The organism is Aeromicrobium choanae (genome assembly GCF_900167475.1).
Classification (GTDB): domain Bacteria; phylum Actinomycetota; class Actinomycetes; order Propionibacteriales; family Nocardioidaceae; genus Aeromicrobium; species Aeromicrobium choanae.
In genome coordinates, this window is the sequence record NZ_LT796768.1 from 426,815 (window position 1) to 445,930 (window position 19,116).

The following is a 19,116-nucleotide window of genomic DNA, read 5'->3' on the forward strand; positions in this document are numbered from 1 at the left end:
GCGTGACGCCATGCCCCGCCTCCTCGTCGTCCAGCACTGCCCCACCCCTCGCCTGGCCCAGCTGGGCGACGCCGTGCTCGCCGGCGCGCGCGACGACGCGATCGAAGGGGTCGAGGTCGTCGTGCGAGCCGCCCTGGATGCCACGGTGGACGACGTGCTCTCCGCGGACGGCTACCTCCTCGGCACCTCGGCGAACCTGGGCTACATCTCGGGCGCGCTCAAGCACTTCTTCGACACCGTCTACAACGACGTGCGCGAGCCCACCGCGAAGCGGCCGTTCTCGTACTGGATCCGCGGCGGCTACGACACGATCGGCGCCGAGCGCGCGATGGAGTCGATCACCACGGGCCTGCAATGGTCGCTCGCCGCGCCGCCGCTGGTCTTCACCGGCGACGTCGAGCCGCACCTGGAGGAGGCCACCGAGCTCGGCGGCACGCTCGCGGCCCTGCTCATGTGATCTCGATACACGTCTCGCTTCGCTCGCCCGTTACTCGATCACCGGCCTCGGTGGTTGAGTAGCAGGCGAGGAACGAGCCGCGTATCGGAACCATCGGACTCAGCGGCTCAGCCAGTCGCGCAGGCGGTCGAGCGGCCAGGTCGTGACGATGCGGTCGGGGTCGAGTCCGCGGGCCGCCGCGCGCTCGGCGCCGTGGTCGAGGAAGTCCAGCTGGCCCGGGGCGTGCGCGTCGGTGTCGATCGAGAACAGGCAGCCGAGCTCGTTGGCCAGGTCGATCAGCTCGTCCGGCGGGTCCTGCCGCTCGGTGCGCGAGTTGATCTCGACGGCGACGCCGTGGTCGGCGCACGCGCGGAAGACCTGCTCGGCGTCGAACTGCGACTGCTTGCGGGTGCCGCGCGAGCCCTCGACGAGGCGGCCGGTGCAGTGCCCCAGGACGTCGGTGTGCGGATTCGAGACGGCCGCCACCATCCGGCGGGTCATCGCGCTGGAATCCATCCGCAGCTTCGAGTGCACGCTGGCCACCACCACGTCGAGCCGTCCGAGCAGGTCGTCGTCCTGGTCGAGCCCGCCGTCGTCGAGGATGTCGACCTCGATGCCGGTCAGCAGGGTGACGCCGGGGTCGCCCGCGTTCACGTCCGCGATGACCTCGAGCTGCACCTCCAACCGCTCGCGACTCAGCCCGTTCGCCACCGTGAGACGCGGCGAGTGGTCGGTGATCGCCTGGTACTCCCGCCCCCGCCAGGCGGCGGCCCGGGCCATCTCGTCGATCGGGCTGCCGCCGTCGGACCAGTCGGTGTGGCTGTGCAGGTCGCCACGCAGCAATGCCCGCAGCTCGGCACCGCCCTCGGCCAGGGGCTCGGTGTTGCGCTCCCGGAGGTCGGACAGGTACGCGGGGACCTCGCCGGCCAGCGCCTGCTCCACGACGGTGGTGGTGCGCGGGCCGAGACCCTTCATCCGCGCGAGCGCGCCGGAGCCGGCTCGTTCCGCGATGTCCTCGGCGGTCAGGTCGCCCAGCGCGCCAGCGGCCTTCCTGAACGCCTCGACCCGGTAGGTGGACGCGCGCTCGCGCTCCAACCAGAACGCGGTCTCGCGCAGCGCCTCGACGGGGTCCACTCCCCCATCGTGCTAGAGATGGGCGCCGGTCACCAGACCAGGGACGCGGCGATCACGAACATGACCAGGCCGATCAGCAGGTCGAGCACCTGCCATGCGCGCGGCCGGGCCAGCAACGGCGCCAGCCTCGTGGCCCCGAAGCCCAGCGCGGAGAACCACGCGACGCTGCCCACCGAGGCACCCGCCCCGAACCACCAGCGACCCACGGGACCATGCGTCTGGGCGATCGAGCCGAGCAGCACCACGGTGTCGAGGTAGACGTGCGGGTTGAGCCACGTCAGCGCCAGGGCCTGCAACGCGATGGTGCGCACCGTGCCGGCCGCCCGGCCCGCGGCCTCGAGCTGCTCGGGCCGGAACGCGCGCCGGATCGACCCGATCCCGTACCAGACCAGGAAGGCGACGCCGAGCCACGTGACGACATCGATCACCCAGCCCGCACGGTCGACGATCGCGCCGATGCCGGCGACGCCCGCCAGGATCAGCACGAGGTCGGACACCGCGCAGATCGCGACCACGACGGCCACGTGGGCACGCCGGATCCCCTGGCGCAGGACGAACGCGTTCTGCGCGCCGATCACGACGATGAGGGACAGTCCGGTCACCATGCCGGTCAGGAAGGGGCTCACCACGCTTCGACCGTAGGTTCCGGGAGGCGATGAAGTCCAACGAATGTTTCTGCATGCGGTGAAGGAGTGCTTAACTCGGGTGGTGGAGCTCTCCCCCGCTCGGCTCGCCGCCCTGGTCGCGATCGCCGACACCGGCTCGTTCGAGGCCGCCGCCGCCCGCCTCCACGTGACGCCGAGCGCGATCAGCCAGCGGATCCGCGCCCTCGAGAGCACCGTCGGACGCGTGCTCGTCGGCCGCGGGACGCCCTGCGTGCCCACGGACGCCGGCGCCGACCTGGTCCGCCTCGGGCGCCAGCTCGAGCTGGTCTTCGCCGAGGCGTGGAACGAGGGCCCGACCGACCTCGCGCTGGCCGTCAACGCCGACTCGCTCGCCACGTGGTTCCGGCCCGTGCTCGCCGAGGTGGCCACGTGGGAGGGGGTCGCGTTGCGCCTGCGGGTGGAGGACGAGGGCCACAGCCACGACCTGCTGCGCCGCGGCGAGGTGGTGGCCGCGGTGACCAGCGACCCGTCGCCGGTCCAGGGCTGCTCGGTGACGCCCCTCGGGACGATGCGGTACCTCCCGGTCGCGCATCCGCGCCTGCTCGGGCCCGGCGGGCGTCCCGACTGGTCGGCCATGCCGATGGTGGTCTTCAACGCGAAGGACCGCCTCCAGCACGAGGAGCTGCGCCGCCACACCGACGCCGATCCGGCCGTCGTCCACGAGGTCCCCTCGTCGGACGACTTCCGTGCGGCCGTCGAGGCCGGGCTCGGCTGGGGGCTGCTGCCCGAGTCGCAGGCGCGAGCCGCGCTCGACGACGCCCGGCTCGTCCGGCTCGGGCGTTCGGTGACCCGCGTGGCGCTCTACTGGCAGCGCTGGAAGCTGAACTCCGACCTGCTCGACCGGATGAGCGAGAGCGTGCTCGCCCATGCTCCCAGGACGACCTGAGGGCGAACCGCCCGGCTCAGAAGCCGAGCTTGCGCAGTTGACGCGGGTCGCGCTGCCAGTCCTTGGCGACCTTCACGTGCAGGTCCAGGTGCACGGGCGTGCCCAGCAGACGCTCGATCTGGCCGCGCGAGTCGATGCCGATCTGCTTGAGCCGCGAGCCCTTCTTGCCGATGATGATGCCCTTCTGGCTGTCGCGCTCCACGTAGACGTTGGCGCGCACGTCGAGCAGCGGCTTCTCGGCGGGGCGGTCCTCGCGGGGCACGACCTCCTCGACCACGACGGCCAGCGAGTGGGGCAGCTCGTCGTGCACGCCCTCCAGCGCGGCCTCGCGGATGATCTCCGCGATCAGCGTCTCCTCGGGCTCGTCGGTGAGCTGACCCTCGGGGTACAGCGGCGGTCCGGCCGGCAGCGTGTCGATCAGCAGCGAGGCGAGCAGGTCGACCTGCTCGCCCGCCACGGCCGAGACGGGCACGACCTCGCGCCACGTCAGCCCGGCCTCCTCACCGGCGGCGGCGATGTCCATGAGGTGCTCTGCCAGGCGGGCCGGGGTCACGAGGTCGGTCTTGGTCGCGATCGCGAAGACCGGCTTGCGGCGCAGCGCGGCGATCTCCTTGATGAGGTACCGGTCGCCCGGGCCGATCTTCTCGTTCGCCGGCAGGCACATGCCGACCGTGTCGACCTCGGCCCACGTGGTGCGGACCAGGTCGTTGAGGCGCTGGCCCAGCAGCGTGCGCGGCTTGTGCAGGCCCGGTGTGTCGACGAGGACGAGCTGGGCGTCGTCGCGGTGGACGAGCCCACGGATGACGTGGCGGGTGGTCTGCGGGCGCGAGGAGGTGATCGCGACCTTGCCGCCCACGAGCGCGTTGGTCAGCGTGGACTTGCCGGCGTTGGGACGGCCGACGAAGCAGGCGAAGCCCGAGCGGAAGCCCTCGGGGGTGCTCATGTGGACAGCACCGTGTCGACGGCACCGGCCGGGTCGGCGACCACCACGGTGACGCCCGCGCCGCCGAACTCGATCACCGAGTCCAGGCCGACCGGGACGTCGCCCTCGGTGACCAGCGCGGCCGCTTCGAGGCCCTTGGCACCGGACGAGACAGCCATCGCGACGGCGAGGTCGAGGGCCGAGACGCGCAGCGTGTCGAGGTGGACCGTGGCCGACGTGTACGTGCGCCCGTCGAGGTCGCGCACGGCAGCCCCCTGCGCCACGCCGAGACGGGCACGAGAGGTCCGGGCGAGCGTCACGAGCTTGGCGTCCTCGGGGGTCAGGTCCATGCGACGAATGTACCGGCCGGGCTCAGGCGTCGGCCGTGACGTCCAGCGGCTCGACGCGCGAGACGACGACGCGGCCGATGCGGTTGCGGCGGCCCTGCGGGGCCTGGGCCTCGAGGCGCAGGCCGTCGACCTCGACGACCGAACCCGGGATCGGCACCGTGCCGAGGTGCTTTGCCATGAGGCCGCCCACGGAGTCGACGTCCTCGTCCTCCACGGGAATGCCGAAGAGCTCCTCGAGGTCGTCGACGTCGAAGCGTGCGCTGACCCGCCAGGCGCCGTCGGAGAGCTGTTCGCGCTCGTCGGGCTCGTCGTCGTACTCGTCGGTGATCTCGCCGACGATCTCCTCGAGGATGTCCTCGATCGTCACCATGCCGGCGGTGCCGCCGAACTCGTCGATGACGATCGCCACGTGCGTGCGCTGCGCCTGCATCTCGCGCAGCAGGTCGTCGGCGTGCTTCGTGTCGGGCACGTAGACGCACGGGCGGCAGATCGACTCGACCTTCTCGGTGGTCTCGGCCGCGTGGTTGTCGAAGACGCGCTTCGTGATGTCCTTCAGGTACGCCATGCCGATGACGTCGTCCAGGTTCTCGCCGATCACCGGGATGCGCGAGTAGCCGCTGCGCAGGCCCAGCGACATCGCCTGGCGCAGCGTCTTGTGCCGCTCGATGTAGACCAGGTCGGGGCGCGGCACCATGACCTCGCGCGCGATCGTGTCTCCGAGCTCGAACACCGACTGGATCATCTTCGACTCGTCGGACTCGATCACCGAGCTGGCGGCGGCGAGGTCGACGAGCTCGCGCACCTCGACCTCGGAGGCGAACGGTCCCTCGGCGAAGCCGCGGCCCGGGGTCAGGGCGTTGCCCAGGAAGATCAGCAGTCGCGGCACGGGACCGAGCAGCACGGTCAGCCAGATCACGGGCCCGGCCGACGCGACCGCGATGCTCTCGGAGTGCTGGCGGCCCAGGGTGCGCGGGCCGACGCCGATCACGACGAACGACACGACCGACATGACGCCGGCCGCGATCAGCACGTTCTGCCAGTAGCCGGCGACCTCGTCGGCCACGATCGCCGCGACGAGCACGATGCCGGTGGTCTCGGCGACGATGCGCAGCAGCAGGACGGAGTTCAGGTAGGGCGCGGGATCCTCGAGGATCCGGACGAGCCGCTTGGCGCCGCCGACGCCGGCCTCGGTCAGCTCGTCGGCGCGCGCCTTGGAGAAGGTGGAGATGGCGGCCTCCACGGCGACGAGCACACCCGCCAGCACGACCAGGAAGACCGCCAGGAGTATGGCTGGGCCACTCATGCGGGGATCACTGCTCCCGCAGGGCCGGGTCGGCCCACTCGAGCAGCAGCCGGCCCTGGATGCCGAACATCTCGGCGTGCTCCTCGGGCTCGGCGTGGTCGTAGCCCAGCAGGTGCAGGATGCCGTGGACGGTGAGCAGCGCCATCTCGTCGTCGCGCTCGTGTCCGGCGGCGGGAGCCTGCTGCTCGGCGACCTGCGGGCACAGGGCGATGTCGCCGAGGTAGCCCGCGTCGAGCTCCTCGTCGTCGCGGCCCGGCGTCAGCTCGTCCATCGGGAACGACAGGACGTCGGTGGGACCCTCCTTGCCCATCCACTGCCGGTTCAGGACCGCGATGGTGTCGACGTCGACGAGCCGCAGCGTCATCTCGGTCTGGGGGTGCAGCCGCATGCGACGCATGACGAAGCGGCACAGCGACGTGAGGGAGGCGACGTCGACGTCGACCCCCGACTCATTGAGGACGTCGACGGTCATGCGCTCCCCCGGCGACCTCGGAGCGACTGCGCCCGTTCGCCTCGTAGTCGTCGTACGCGGCCACGATGCGGCCGACCAGCTTGTGGCGGACGACGTCGTGGCTGGTCAGGCGGCTGAAGTGCACGTCGCGGACCTCGTCGAGGATCTGCTGCACGACGCGCAGGCCGCTGGTGGCCCCGCCGGGCAGGTCGACCTGGGTGACGTCGCCCGTGACCACCATCTTGGAGCCGAAGCCCAGGCGGGTGAGGAACATCTTCATCTGCTCGGCGGTGGTGTTCTGCGCCTCGTCGAGGATGATGAACGCGTCGTTGAGGGTGCGGCCGCGCATGTACGCCAGCGGCGCCACCTCGATGACGCCCGACGTCAGCAGCTTCGGGATCGACTCGGGGTCGAGCATGTCGTGCAGCGCGTCGTACAGCGGCCGCAGGTACGGGTCGATCTTCTCGCTGAGGGTGCCCGGCAGGTAGCCGAGCCGCTCACCGGCCTCGACGGCCGGACGCGTCAGGATGATCCGGGTGACCTCCTTGGCCTGCAGGGCCTGGACGGCCTTGGCCATCGCGAGGTAGGTCTTGCCGGTGCCGGCCGGACCGATGCCGAACACGATCGTGTGCTCGTCGATCGCGTCGACGTACTTCTTCTGGTTGAGCGTCTTGGGCCTGATCGTGCGCCCCCGGCTGGACAGGATGTTGAGGCTCAGCACGTCGGCCGGGCGTTCCTGCGTCTCGGTGCGGAGCATGCCGATGCTGCGCTCCACGGTCTCGGCGCTGAGCGCCTGACCCGTGCGCAGGATCGTCACGAGCTCGTCGAGGAGTCGCTCGACCAGGGCGGCCTCGGAGGGCTCGCCCGTGATCGTGACCTCGTTCCCGCGCGCATGGATCTTCGCCTCGAAGGCGGACTCCATCAGGCGCAGGAACTCGTCGGCGGGCCCGAACAGGGAGACCAGGGGCACGGACGCGGGAATCGTCACCGTGTGTCGTGGCTGTGCAGTGTCGTCAGTCATACCCCTCCAGCGTACCGTCAGGCCAGGAACAGCTTCGAGACGTCGACGCCGGCCAGCACGTGCACGTGCGCGTGGAAGACGGTCTGTCCCGCATTCGCCCCGGTGTTGAACACCAGGTTGTAGTCCTCGTACCCCTCCTGCGTGGCCACCACACGCGTCTGCGCCAGCAGCTCGGCCGCGACGGCCGGCTCGGCGCTCGCGAGGGAGGCCGCGTCGCGCTCGTGCACCTTGGGCACGACGAGGACGTGCACGGGCGCCTTCGGATTGATGTCGCGGAACGCGATCGTGTGCTCGGACTCGGCGATGACGTCGGCCGGGATCTCGCCCGCGACGATCTTGCAGAAGATGCAGTCAGCAGCCATGGGCCGACTCTAGCGACCGGCTCACTTGAAGGCGTCGCGGATGCGGCCGAAGACGCCGGAGCGGGAGTTGTGGCCCACGACGGGGTCGACGTGCTCCTCGCCGCGCACGGTGGCGAGCCTCTCGAGCAGCTCGCGCTGCTCGGCGTCGAGGTCGCGCGGGGTCTCCACCACGACGTGAACGGTGAGGTCGCCGCGGCCCGAGCCGCGCAGGCGCGGGACGCCGAAGCCCCGTGCCACCACGGTCTCACCCGACTGGGTGCCCGCCGGCACCTCGATCGGGACGGAGCGCTCGGCGTCGTCGACGTCCTCGCGCTCCGCGTCGAGGGTGGGCAGGTCGATCCGGGTGCCCAGCGCGGCTGCGGTCATCGGCACCGTGATCTGGCACGCGAGGGCGTCGCCCTGGCGCGTGAAGGCGGGGTGGCGGGCCACCTTGACCTCGATGTAGAGGTCGCCGGCCGGGCCGCCGCCCGCGCCGACCTCGCCCTCGCCGGCGAGCTGGATCCGGTTGCCGTCGTCGACGCCGGCGGGGACGTTGACCTGCAGGCTGCGGCGCGAGCGGACGCGGCCCTCGCCGTTGCACTCGCGGCAGGGGTCGGGGATGACCGTGCCGTAGCCGTGGCACGTGGGGCACGGGCGCGAGGTGCGGATGTCGCCCAGCAGCGACCGCTGCACGTGGTGGACGTTGCCGTGGCCGTGGCAGGTGCCGCACGTGACCGGTTCGGATCCCTCGTTCGCCCCGGTGCCGTCGCAGACCTCGCACGTCACCGCGGTGTCGACCTTGATCTCGCGGCTGACGCCGAACGCGGCCTCCGCGAGGGTGATCGACAGGCGCAGCAGCGCATCCTGGCCGCGCTGCATGCGCGGGCGCGGACCACGCGAGGACGTCTGCCCGAAGAACGCGTCCATGATGTCGTCGAAGCTGAAGCCCTGGCCGAAGCCGCCGCCCATGCCGCCACCGGCGGACAGCGGGTCGCCGCCACGGTCGTAGACCGCGCGCTTCTGCGGGTCGGACAGCACCTCGTAGGCCGTGGTGACCTCCTTGAAGCGCTCGGACGCGTCGGGGGCGTCGTTGACGTCCGGGTGCAGTTGGCGGGCCAACCGGCGGTACGCCTTCTTCAGCTCCTCCGGGGTCGCCTCGCGGGACACGCCCAGCAGTTCGTAGTAGTCCAAGGTCTCTTTCTCTCTCGCAAGTTCTGGGTGGATCGCTCAGCCGTCGGCGAGGATCCGCCCGACGTAGCGGGCGACGGCGCCGACGGCCGCCATCGTGGCGGGGTAGTCCATGCGCGTCGGTCCCATGGTGCCCAGTTGGGCGAAGCTCTCGCCGTCGGGGCCGTACATGCTGGACACGACGGCCGTGCCCGACAGGTCGTCGCGACCGGTCTCGCGCCCGATCCGCACGTGCGGTCCGACGGTGGCCTCACCGAGCAGGTGCAGCAGCACGACCTGCTCCTCCATCGCCTCCAGCACCGGACGGATGGCGGTGTCGAAGTCGGCGCCGAAGCGCGCCAGGTTCGCCGTGCCGCCGACGGCCACGCGCTCGTCGGAGCGCTCGTTGGAGAACGTGTTCGCCAGGGTCGTGACGATCGAGGTGACGACGGGGCGGTCGTCGGAGGCGAACGTGTCGATCAGCTCGGCCAGCCGCAGCGAGGCCTCGGGCAGCCGCTCGCCCAGCGTGGCGCGGACGATGCGGGACTTCAGGTCGCCGAGCAGGCCCTCGCTGGGGGTCTGCGCGAGCTCGACGATGCGCTGCTCGACGCGGCCGCTGCTGGTGATCACGACGATCAGCACGCGCGAGCCCTCGAGTGCGACGAGCTCGACGTGGCGGACGGTGGAGCGCGTCAGCGAGGGGTACTGGACGATCGCGACCTGGTTCGTCAGCTGCGCGAGGATCTTCACGCTGCGCATGACGATGTCGTCGACGTCGATCGCGCCCGAGAGGAACGTCTCGATGGCGCGGCGCTCGGCGACCGACAGCGCCTTGACCTCGGCCAGCCGGTCGACGAACATCCGGTAGCCCTTGTCGGTGGGGATGCGGCCGGCGCTGGTGTGCGGCGCGGTGAGGTAGCCCTCGTCCTCGAGGGCCGCCATGTCGTTGCGGATCGTGGCCGACGAGACGCCGAGGCGGTGACGTTCCACCAGCGCCTTGGAGCCCACCGGCTCCTGCGTGGCGACGTAGTCCTCGACGATGGCTCGCAGGACGTTGAGTCGACGGTCCTCGATCACGCTGTCACCTCCCACGCTGCTGGCACTCCACCCTGACCAGTGCCAGTCTACCGAGGATCCCGAGGGCGGTGCGCCTGCGCGGAGGGCGTCCACCGGCATGGCAACCTGTCGGGGTGAGTGAGGTCTCCGTGCGCCCGGACGGCGCGATCGAGGTCGCCGACGGCGACCAGGTGCTCGTCTACACCCCCTACGCCGTGACGGCGCCCGACGGGACGACCGTCGCGCACGAGTCGCGCGGCGGGACGATGGCCGCGGTCTGGGCTTGCGCCGTGGGCGAGGCCTTCGTCGAGGTCAGCCACCTGGGCCACGGGCCCGAGGGCGGCGAGCTCGTCATGGTGGCCACCCGGCCGGGCCACGCCCCCGAGGTCGCGCTGGGCGCGCTGGTCACCGATGAGATCCCCGCCACCGTGCCCGAGAGCTGGCCGGCGGCGGTCGACCTGGCGATCGGGCTGATCGTGCGCGACACCCTCGACAGCGGCACGAAGGACGAGATCGAGGACTTCCACCAGCGACTCCTGGGCGTGTGGTTCGGCCATGGCTGACCGGTACGGCTCCGACGTCCTGTCCGGCGACTGGCGCCGGCCGGCCCGCGGCCGCTCCACCGAGCTGGCCGCCGACACCGGCCTCGTCGTGGAGGAGGCCTCCACGGGCTTCGTCGGCGAGATCATGCGCGTCGAGCGCGACCTCGGCACCGTCGAGCTCGAGGACCGGCGCCTGAGGCGCAAGGTCTTCCCGCTCGGCCCCGGCTTCCTCATGGAGGGCAAGCCGGTCGTGCTGGTCGCGCCCACGCCGAAGGGCAAGGCGGCGCCCACCCGCACGGCCTCGGGCTCGCGGATCGCCGCCGACACCCGGGCGAAGGTCGCGCTGCCCAGCCGGATCTACGTCGAGGGCCGCCACGACGCCGAGCTCGTCGAGAAGGTCTGGGGCGACGACCTGCGCGCCGAGGGCGTGGCGGTGGAGTACCTCAACGGCATCGACGACCTGGCGGCGATCGTCCGCGACTTCTCCCCCGGTCCGAAGCGCCGGCTCGGCGTGCTCGTCGACCACCTCGTGCCCGGCTCGAAGGAGCAGCGCCTCGCCGACGAGGTGGCGCACGTGCCGCACCTGCTCGTGGTCGGCCACCCCTACGTGGACGTGTGGCAGTCGATCAAGCCGCAGCGACTCGGCATGGACGCGTGGCCCACGATCCCGCGGAGCATCGAGTGGAAGCGCGGCATCTGCGCCCACCTGGGCTGGCCGCACGACGACCAGGCCGACATCGCGCGGGCCTGGAAGGCGATCCTCGGACGCGTCGACTCCTGGACCGACCTCGAGCCCGCGTTCCTGGGCCGCGTCGAGGAGCTCATCGACTTCGTCACCCTGCCCTGAGCAGCTGCAGCTTCCACAGGCCCACCGAGAGCAGCCCCAGCACGAGCGGCCCCGCGATCGTGATGGTGCGCCAGATCACGAACCCCGCCACGAGCTCGGCCTCGTTGGCGCCGGCCTCGATCGCCAGCAGTGTCGCCACGACGACCGCGTCGAGGATGCCCAGGCCCGAGAAGGGGAACAGCGTCAGCGGGTAGGCGACGAGGAAGGCCACGAGCACCTCGATCGCCGGCACCTCCGACGCCGTGACCCCGACGAACCGCAGCGAGGCCACGATCAGCGCCGCATCGACGACGACCATCGCCACGAGGGCGAGCACCGAGCGCGGCAGCGCCCACGGGACGCGATCGACGACGCGGCCCCGGAAGTCCGCGGCCCAGGCGGCCCACGCAGCGGGGTCGACCCCGCTGCGCATCCTTCCGACGAACCGGGCCAGCCTGCGGGCGAACCCCACCGTGAACGCCTCGCCGCGGAACGCCAGCCACACGACGGCCAGCAGGGCCGCGCTGACCGAGCCACTCACGACGGCGGGGACGAACTCGCCGAGGTGGAACGTGCCGAGCGCGAGCATCAGCGCGATCCCCAGCAGCGGTGCGCCGAACCGCACCACGTAGAACGTCACGGTGTTCATCACGGTGCCAGCCAGGCCCGCCGAAGCCGGGATCCCCCAGGACCCGAACATCGCCAGGCGCAGCACGACGTCGGAGGGCGGCGGTGCGACCGTGGTCATGAGGATCGCCGCCTGGTCGTTCTGCATGGCCCGCACCGGTGGGCAGCCGGGGATGAACAGCGCCAGCGGCAGGGCGTTGAGGAACTGACGCACCAGCAGCCCGCCCACGAGGACGGCGAACTGCCACGGCGCCAGCTTCGCGATCGCCGTGCGGACCTGCTCCCAGTCGATGTCGCCCAGGAGCCCGCGGATGACCACGACGATGACCGCCAGCAGGACGACGATCAGTCCGAGCCGCACCCAGCGGCGGCGTGCTCCTGTCGCGTCAGGCATCGAGCGGGTCGCGGATGATCGGGCACGTCATGCAGTGCCCGCCTCCGCGGCCGCGTCCGAGCTCGGCTCCGACGATCTCGATCACCTCGATGCCGGCCTTGCGCAGCAGCGAGTTCGTGTGGGTGTTGCGGTCGTAGGCGATGACGACGCCCGGCTCCAGCGCGACGAGGTTGTTGCCGCTGTCCCACTGCTGGCGCTCGGTGTCGTACTCGCTGCCGCCGGTCTCGACGATCTGGAACTTCTCCACCCCGAGGGCCTGCGCGACGACGTCGACGAACAGCGCGTCCTCGTGGTCGATGACCTCGATGCCGGGCAGTCCGTCGCCGGGCAGGATCGTGAACGCGTGGATCGTGTTGACGATCTCGGGGTAGATCGTGACGACGTCACGGTCGGCGAACGTGAAGACCGTGTCGAGGTGCATGGCCGCGCGCAGCTTGGGCATGCCCGCGACGATGACCTTCTCGGCCGCGCCCTGGTCGAACAGCGCCTTCGCCAGCTGGGTGATGCCCTGGCGCGACGACCGCTCGCTCATCCCGACCAGCACGACGCCGTTGCCCGGCACCAGGACGTCGCCGCCCTCGACCGTGGCGGTCCCCCAGTTCTCCTCGGGGTCGCCCCACCAGACCTTCGACCCGGCGAAGTCGGGGTGGAACTCGTAGATCGCCTTCATCAGGAGCGTCTCGTCCTTGCGGGCGGCCCAGTACAGCGGGTTCAGCGTCACGCCGCCGTGCACCCAGCACGTGGTGTCGCGCGTGTAGAGCGTGTTCGGCAGCGGAGGCATAAGGTACTCGTGGCCGCCGTGCGCCTCGCGGACGAGGGCGCGGTAGCCCGGCGCGAGCTCGCGCGGGAGGTCGCGGGTGGAGAGGCCGCCGATGAGGAACTTCGTCAGCTCGTCGGCCGGCAGCTCGTCGAGGTAGCCACGGGTCTCCTCCACGAGGCCGATCCCCACCTCGTTCGCCACGATCTTGCGGTCGAGCAGCCACTCTCGGGCGGTGCGGTCGGCCATCGTCGCGGAGAGCACGTCGTGCAGCTCGACCACGTCGATCTCGCGCTCGCGCATCTTGTCGACGAAGTCCTGGTGGTCGCGCTGGGCGTTCTGCACCCACAGGACGTCGTCGAACAGCAGGTCGTCGCAGTTCGACGGCGTGAGCCGCTCGTGGGCCAGTCCGGGCGAGCAGACGAGCACCTTGCGGAGGCGGCCGACCTCGGAGTGGACGCCGTAGGCGTCGGAGGGCTGCGTCATGAGACTCCTTCGGAACGTGGGTTCACACGATGATCCCACCGGTGAGCAGTTGGTACAGGGCGATCACGGCGCCGATGACGATGACCACGAAGAGGGCCAGCTCGGCGCGGGTGAACACGCTCAGGCCGCGCTCCCGGCGCGCGATGACGAACAGCACCGCGGCGGGCGCGTAGAGCAGGCACGACAGCAGCAGGAACTCCAGGCCCGCCGCGAAGAACAGGAAGATCGCGTAGGCGGAGGCGACGGCGGCGAACACCAGGTGCTTGCGCCGCGCGGAGGAGTCCTGCGCCTCGTACGTCTCGCCGCTCAGGGTGAGCTTGAGCGCGTACGCCGCCGCCAGCAGGTACGGCACGAGCGCGAGGCTCGTGGTGAGGTCCAGCATGAAGTTGAGCGAGTCCTCGACGAACAGCGTCACCGCCAGCAGCACCGTGACGCCGACGGTGGTGGCGATGAGGGCGGTGATCGGCGTGCCGGCGGCGTTCTCCCGGGCGAAGAAGCGCGGCATGTCGTTGCTGCGCGCGGGGATGAAGGCGACCTCCGCGGCCATGAGCGTCCACGCGAGGTAAGCACCCAGGACCGACACGATGACCCCGGCGCTGATGAACCACTCGCCCCAGGGCCCCACGGTCTGCTCGAACAGCCCGACCATCGACGGCTGCCGCGTCCCCGCGATCTCGGCCTGCCCGAAGGCGCCGTAGGACACCATCGTGACGAGCGAGAAGATCGCCAGCACGCTGAGGAAGCCGAGCACCGTGGCCTGGCCGACGTGCTCGCGTCGCTGCGCGTACCGGGAGTACACGCTGGCGCCCTCGATGCCGATGAAGACGAACGTGGTGATGAGCATCGTGTTCTTGACCTGCTCGGACATGGAGCCCAGGTCGTCGTAGGCGAAGAAGTTGTCCCGGAAGGTGCCGGCGTCGAAGTTGACGCCCAGGACCACGATGAACACGAGGATGGGCAGGATCTTGAAGATCGTGACGATCCGGTTGATCACGGCCGCGTCGCGCACCCCGCGGGCGATGAGGAAGTGGAAGATCCACACCCCGGCCGTCGACAGCGCGACCGCCAGCAGCGTGTCGCCGTCGCCGAAGTCGGGGAAGAACGCCCCGAGCGTGGCAGTGATGAAGACCCAGTAGAACGCGTTGCCCGCCATCGTGCTGGCCCAGAATCCCACCGCGGAGTTGAAGCCGGCGTAGTCGCCGAAGCCCGCCTTCGCATAGATGAACACGCCCGAGTCGAGCTCGGGCTTGCGGATCGCGAGGGTCTGGAAGCAGAACGCGAGCATGAGCATGCCGGTGCCGGCGATGGTCCACGCGATGAGGGCGCCCGCGACGCCGGTGGCCGTGCCGAAACGGGCCGGGAGGGAGAACACCCCTGCCCCGACCATCGAGCCGATGACCATCGCGGTCAGGACCGGACGACTGACCTTGGCGGCCGTCCCGCCCTGGGCGGTGGTGACGTCAGCATCAGCCATGATGCGAACCTAGCGCAGCGCGGTGGGCGCCGAACAGGCCTTATTCGCCGCCGACGGCCTCCAGGACCACGCGGTCGGCCATCAGCCGGCCCGAGCGCGTGAGCACGACGCGGTCGCCGAGCGGCTCGAGCCAGCCCGCCGCGATGAACGGCGCGACGTCGCCGAGCAGTGCCGGCTCGATCCCCTCGGCCAGCCGGATGCGCAGCATGACGTCCTCGAGGTGGCGGGCCTGAGCGTCGGGCCGCTCGCCGTCGGCACGCGGCGACTCCCCCGCGGCGAGGCGCTGGGCGTAGGCGGCCGGATGCTTGACGTTCCACCAGCGCTCGCCGTCGACGAACGAGTGGGCGCCCGGGCCGACGCCCCACCACTCGCCACCGTTCCAGTAGCCCACGTTGTGACGGCACTGCGCGGCCTCGTCGCGGGCCCAGTTCGAGAGCTCGTACCAGCGCAGCCCGGCGGCCTCGAGCAGGTCGTCGGCCAGCAGGTACTTGTCGGCGGTCTCGTCGTCGTCGGGCATGACCACCTCGCCGCGGCGCACCTTGCGGGCGAACGCGGTGCCGTCCTCGACGATCAGGGCGTAGGCGCTGATGTGGTCGGGCTGCATCTCCAGGGCCGACTCGACGGTGTGACGCCAGTCGTCCATCGACTCCGACGGCGTGCCGTAGATCAGGTCGAGGCTGACCTGCTCGAAGCCTGCCTCGCGCGCCCACGCGACGGCCTGCGGGACGCGCTCGGGATCGTGGGTGCGGTCGAGCACCGAGAGCACGTGCCGCACGGCCGACTGCATGCCGAACGAGATCCGGGTGAACCCGCCCTCGCGCAGCTCGGCCAGGGACTGAGGCGAGACGCTGTCGGGGTTGGCCTCGGTGGTGACCTCGGCGCCCGGCGCGAGACCGAGACGGTCGTCGACGGAACGCAGGAAGCGCACGAGGTCGGCCGCGGGCACCTGCGACGGCGTGCCGCCGCCCACGAACACCGTGTCCACGGTGCGCTCGGGAACGCGAGCCAGCTCGCTCAGCGCCGCCTCGATGTAGGTGGAGCGGGAGGCGCCGACGACGTCGGGCCCGCCGAGCTCGTCGGCGGTGTACGTGTTGAAGTCGCAGTAGCCGCACCGCACGGAGCAGAACGGCACGTGCAGGTAGATGCCGAACGCCACGCCCCCAGCGTACGGGGCGGCCCCGCGGTCAGGCCCCGGCGTAGAAGCCGTCGAGGACGTCGGAGTAGCGGTCCTCCACGACGCGCCGCTTCACCTTCATGCTCGGCGTGATCTCACCGGACTCGATCGACAGGTCGTGGTCCAGCACGGCCCACTTCTTGATCGTCTCCCACGGGTTGAGCTTGGCGTTGAGCTCCTCGACGTCCTGGGCGATCTGCTGCTGGATCCCCGGCGACGAGACGATCTCCTGGTAGGACTTGCCCTCCATGCCGTGGTTCGCGGCCCAGGCGTCGACGGCGTCAGGATCCAACGTGATGAGCGCCGAGCAGAACTTGCGGTCGTTGCCGTGGACCACCATCTGGCTGGCCAGCGGGCAGACCGCCTTGAACGCGCCCTCGATGTGCGACGGCGCGACGTACTTGCCGCCCGACGTCTTGAAGAGGTCCTTCTTGCGGTCGGTGATGCGCAGGTAGCCGTCGGCGTCGAACTCGCCGATGTCGCCCGTGGCGAGCCAGCCGTCGTCGACCAGCGCGGAGGCGGACTCGGACTCGAGGTTGTGGTAGCCACGCATGACGCCGGGGCCCTTGATGAGGATCTCCCCGTCGGTCGCGATCTTGACCTCGGTGCCCGGGAAGGGGCGGCCGACCGTGCCGATGCGGAAGTCGTCGGGGTGGCCGACGACGGCGCCGGCCGAGGTCTCGGTCAGGCCGTAGCCCTCGAGGACCAGGATGCCCGCGGCGTGGAACCACTCGGCGATGTCGGTGGACAGCGCCGCGGCACCGGAGATGAAGAAGCGGACCCGGCCGCCGAAGCGGTCGCGGACCTTGGAGAAGACCAGCTTGTCGGCGACGGCGTGCTGCGCCTTGAGCGGCAGCGGCACGGGCTTTCCGGCCCGCTCCAGTCGCGACTTCTGCAGGCCGACGCGCTCGGCCCAGTGGAAGAGCTTGAGCTTGGCGCCGCCCTCCTCCTCCATCATGCCGACGATGCGGCCGTAGGCCTTCTCGAAGATGCGCGGCGCGGCGCCCATGAACGTGGGCCTCACGACGGCGAGGTTCTCCACGATCTTCGGCACGCGGCCGTCGACGGCGCACGGGAATCCGACGGCGAGCTGCGTCGTGAGCAGCACCTTGCCGAACGAGTGCGCCATGGGCAGCCAGCGGTACTCGAGGTCGTCGATCGTCAGCAGGCCCGGAGCGGCGACGGCGGCGCCCTCGTACGTCCAGCAGTCGTGGACGAGGCGGACGCCCTTGGGACGTCCGGTGGTGCCAGACGTGTAGATCAGGGTCGCCAGCGACTCGGGGCCGGTGGCGGCGACGCGCTCCTGGACGACGCCGGGGTGGTCGGCGAGGTACTTCTCGCCCTCGGCGATCAGTTCCTCCAGCGAGATCACCCAGTCGCCGTCGGTCTCACCCTCGAAGGCGACGACCTTCATGACCTGCGGCAGCTCGGAGCGACCGTCGCGCAGCTTCGCGATCTGGGCGTCGTCCTCGGCGAACACGACGCGGCTCTCGGAGTCGGACAGGATGTAGACGACGTCGGTCGTCACGGTGCTGGGGTAGACCGTGGTGGTGGCCGCGCCCGCGGCGTTGATCGCGAGATCGGACAGGATCCACTCGATGCGGGTGCCGGACGCGATCGCGACCCGCTCCTCGGGCTCGATACCCAGGGCGACCAGGCCCGCCGCGAGCTTCGTGACCTGCTCACCCGCCTGGTTCCAGGTCAGCGAGTGCCAGTTCTCGTCGGCATCGGGGTAGCGGAACGCCTCGCGAGGCCCTGAGGCCTCGACGCGGCCGAAGAACAGCTCGCCGACGTTGCGAGCACGGTTCTGGACGATCAAGAGCTGGTCGGCTTCGGAAACAGCCATTGGAGTTCTCCCGGGGACGGTCGGCAAGCGTGTGATGCACGTCACCCTATACGCGCGGAGGGCCTCGTTACCGAACAGTCACGAAATCGACCCGGGCGCGAGACGGCCCCGCCGCCCGTGCCATCCGAACGCTCCCTTGCCACTTTTGGAAACGGATTCACGTGATTCAGGGCTGAGGACGTTGATCCGTTTCCAAAAGTGGCGTCCACAGGCCCGCACCCGCGAGTTCGGGCGTCCACAGGCACCGTCCGGAACCTGTCGGCGACGGCTCGACAAGGACGACTCTCGGTCGATGGCAGATGTTCCGGACGAGCTTCGAGGACGGGCGTTCACCACCGCGGAGGCGCTCGCGGCCGGTGTCACGCGACGCATGCTCGACGGGCCGCGGTTCGATCGGATTCACCGCGGGCGTGGCGTGTGGGCCGTGTCCGGCGAGCCCCGCGACCTGCGGTTCCTGCTCCGCGCCGACCGGCTCGTGATGCCCGCCGATGCCGTCGTCAGTCACGTCACCGGCCTCCAGCTGCACGGCGTCGAACTGGGACACGCCACCCGTCACTGGTCGACCAACTCGACGACCAGGCGAAGCCTCGCGGGCATTGCACTGCACCGGAGGCAGGCGCCCCTGCGACCCGTGGTGCTCGACGGGATTCCGGTCCTGCCGGCTCACCGTTGCCTGGTCGACGCGGCGATCACGCTGAGCCACCGGGACATCGTTCGCATCGCGGACGCCCTGGTCGCCGCCGGCCTGACGACGCCCGAGCACTTCGCGGCGTACGCCTGGGGTCGGCACCTCCACGGCGTGCGCCGCTCGCGGATGAACGCGGGCCGCGTCCGCGAGCGCGTCTGGTCGTTCCGGGAGACCGACCTGCGGCTCCTGCTGGCTGTGGCGGGCCTGCCCGAGGCGGAGGTCAACCTCGACCTCCTCGATGACACCGGCGCGCATCTCGCGTGCGGAGATCTCGTCCTTCGGCCCTGGCGGATCGTCCTGGAGTACGACGGCTGGTACCACGAGCGCTCAGCGGCTCAGCGGCACAAGGACATCCTGCGACGCGAAGCCCTCGAAGCCGCCGGCTGGCTCGTGATCGTGTTGGTCTCGAGTGACCTCGAACGGCCGGCCAGCCTCATCGGCCGCGTCTGGCGCTCGATGGTCTCGCGTGGCTACACGGGCCCTCCGCCACGGTTCGCACCGTGGCAGCTCGAGGAGCTCACTCGGTCACCGAAGGGCTGACTCGTGCCGCCCTCCGCTTTCCTCCACTTT

20 protein-coding genes are annotated in these 19,116 nt (G+C 70.8%); 5 read left to right on the forward strand and 15 right to left on the reverse strand.

Features of this window, described 5'->3' with window-relative positions; genetic code table 11:
• Positions 1-10: 10 nt before the first annotated feature.
• Positions 11-457 (forward strand): flavodoxin family protein, encoded by a 447-nt coding sequence (locus tag B5D60_RS02035; RefSeq protein ID WP_078698603.1) that lies wholly within the window; start codon positions 11-13, stop codon positions 455-457.
• 99 nt (positions 458-556) lie between these two features.
• On the opposite strand, the gene B5D60_RS02040 is transcribed toward B5D60_RS02035, so the two are convergent.
• Together B5D60_RS02040 and B5D60_RS02045 are read right to left on the reverse strand one after the other, a co-directional pair.
• Entirely contained in the window at positions 557-1,570 is a 1,014-nt protein-coding gene (locus tag B5D60_RS02040) for a PHP domain-containing protein (protein WP_078698604.1), read from the reverse strand.
• A gap of 29 nt (positions 1,571-1,599) precedes the next feature.
• Positions 1,600-2,199, reverse strand: coding sequence for a LysE/ArgO family amino acid transporter (locus B5D60_RS02045; RefSeq protein ID WP_231948945.1), 600 nt, complete (start codon positions 2,197-2,199; stop codon positions 1,600-1,602).
• A gap of 40 nt (positions 2,200-2,239) precedes the next feature.
• Here B5D60_RS02045 and B5D60_RS02050 point away from each other — a divergent pair, with 40 nt between their 5' ends.
• Positions 2,240-3,121 (forward strand): LysR family transcriptional regulator ArgP, encoded by an 882-nt coding sequence (locus B5D60_RS02050; RefSeq protein WP_078698605.1) that lies wholly within the window; start codon positions 2,240-2,242, stop codon positions 3,119-3,121.
• Between the two features lie 16 nt (positions 3,122-3,137).
• On the opposite strand, the gene era is transcribed toward B5D60_RS02050, so the two are convergent.
• The 8 genes from era to hrcA are packed head-to-tail and all read right to left on the reverse strand — an operon-like array spanning position 3,138 to position 9,753.
• Positions 3,138-4,064: a GTPase Era gene (era, locus tag B5D60_RS02055; RefSeq protein WP_078698606.1), complete on the reverse strand. Its 927-nt coding sequence runs from the start codon at positions 4,062-4,064 to the stop codon at positions 3,138-3,140.
• Positions 4,061-4,393 carry a cytidine/deoxycytidylate deaminase family protein gene (locus B5D60_RS02060; RefSeq protein WP_078698607.1) on the reverse strand — a complete coding sequence of 111 codons (333 nt, stop codon included), beginning with the start codon at positions 4,391-4,393 and terminating at the stop codon, positions 4,061-4,063. The genes era and B5D60_RS02060 overlap by 4 nt, the downstream gene beginning before the upstream one ends.
• A gap of 22 nt (positions 4,394-4,415) precedes the next feature.
• A complete protein-coding gene (locus B5D60_RS02065; RefSeq protein ID WP_078698608.1) occupies positions 4,416-5,696 on the reverse strand; it encodes a hemolysin family protein in 1,281 nt (426 codons plus the stop codon).
• Positions 5,697-5,703: 7 nt separating this feature from the next.
• Positions 5,704-6,168, reverse strand: a complete 465-nt coding sequence (ybeY, locus tag B5D60_RS02070) for an rRNA maturation RNase YbeY (protein ID WP_078698609.1) — start codon at positions 6,166-6,168, stop codon at positions 5,704-5,706.
• The gene (locus B5D60_RS02075) at positions 6,146-7,168 is read right to left on the reverse strand and encodes a PhoH family protein (RefSeq protein ID WP_172806230.1); all 1,023 of its coding nucleotides are present in this window, start codon (positions 7,166-7,168) and stop codon (positions 6,146-6,148) included. Before B5D60_RS02075 ends, ybeY begins: the two co-directional genes overlap by 23 nt.
• Before the next feature lie 17 nt (positions 7,169-7,185).
• A complete protein-coding gene (locus tag B5D60_RS02080; RefSeq protein WP_078698611.1) occupies positions 7,186-7,530 on the reverse strand; it encodes a histidine triad nucleotide-binding protein in 345 nt (114 codons plus the stop codon).
• 21 nt (positions 7,531-7,551) lie between these two features.
• The gene (gene dnaJ, locus B5D60_RS02085; protein ID WP_153302837.1) at positions 7,552-8,700 is read right to left on the reverse strand and encodes a molecular chaperone DnaJ; all 1,149 of its coding nucleotides are present in this window, start codon (positions 8,698-8,700) and stop codon (positions 7,552-7,554) included.
• Positions 8,701-8,736: 36 nt separating this feature from the next.
• A complete protein-coding gene (gene hrcA / locus B5D60_RS02090) occupies positions 8,737-9,753 on the reverse strand; it encodes a heat-inducible transcriptional repressor HrcA (RefSeq protein WP_078701234.1) in 1,017 nt (338 codons plus the stop codon).
• A gap of 113 nt (positions 9,754-9,866) precedes the next feature.
• Here hrcA and B5D60_RS16665 point away from each other — a divergent pair, with 113 nt between their 5' ends.
• Together B5D60_RS16665 and B5D60_RS02095 are read left to right on the forward strand one after the other, a co-directional pair.
• A complete protein-coding gene (locus tag B5D60_RS16665) occupies positions 9,867-10,295 on the forward strand; it encodes a hypothetical protein (protein ID WP_153302838.1) in 429 nt (142 codons plus the stop codon).
• On the forward strand, positions 10,288-11,121 hold the full coding sequence (locus B5D60_RS02095; RefSeq protein WP_078698613.1) for a DUF3097 domain-containing protein: 834 nt from the start codon (positions 10,288-10,290) through the stop codon (positions 11,119-11,121). Before B5D60_RS16665 ends, B5D60_RS02095 begins: the two co-directional genes overlap by 8 nt.
• Here the strand turns inward: B5D60_RS02095 and B5D60_RS02100 are convergent.
• The 5 genes from B5D60_RS02100 to B5D60_RS02120 are packed head-to-tail and all read right to left on the reverse strand — an operon-like array spanning position 11,108 to position 17,858.
• Positions 11,108-12,121, reverse strand: coding sequence for a lysylphosphatidylglycerol synthase domain-containing protein (locus B5D60_RS02100; RefSeq protein ID WP_078698614.1), 1,014 nt, complete (start codon positions 12,119-12,121; stop codon positions 11,108-11,110). The two genes, B5D60_RS02095 and B5D60_RS02100, sit on opposite strands and share 14 nt — an antisense overlap.
• A complete protein-coding gene (locus tag B5D60_RS02105; RefSeq protein ID WP_078698615.1) occupies positions 12,114-13,364 on the reverse strand; it encodes an arginine deiminase in 1,251 nt (416 codons plus the stop codon). Before B5D60_RS02105 ends, B5D60_RS02100 begins: the two co-directional genes overlap by 8 nt.
• Before the next feature lie 22 nt (positions 13,365-13,386).
• Entirely contained in the window at positions 13,387-14,838 is a 1,452-nt protein-coding gene (locus tag B5D60_RS02110; RefSeq protein ID WP_078698616.1) for a basic amino acid/polyamine antiporter, read from the reverse strand.
• Between the two features lie 40 nt (positions 14,839-14,878).
• Entirely contained in the window at positions 14,879-15,994 is a 1,116-nt protein-coding gene (gene hemW / locus B5D60_RS02115) for a radical SAM family heme chaperone HemW (protein WP_078698617.1), read from the reverse strand.
• Positions 15,995-16,022: 28 nt separating this feature from the next.
• Positions 16,023-17,858, reverse strand: a complete 1,836-nt coding sequence (locus B5D60_RS02120; protein WP_078698618.1) for an AMP-dependent synthetase/ligase — start codon at positions 17,856-17,858, stop codon at positions 16,023-16,025.
• A 292-nt stretch (positions 17,859-18,150) separates the two neighbouring features.
• Between B5D60_RS02120 and B5D60_RS02125 the strand changes: the two genes are divergently transcribed.
• Positions 18,151-19,086, forward strand: coding sequence for a hypothetical protein (locus B5D60_RS02125; RefSeq protein WP_078698619.1), 936 nt, complete (start codon positions 18,151-18,153; stop codon positions 19,084-19,086).
• The last annotated feature ends 30 nt before the right edge of the window (positions 19,087-19,116 follow it).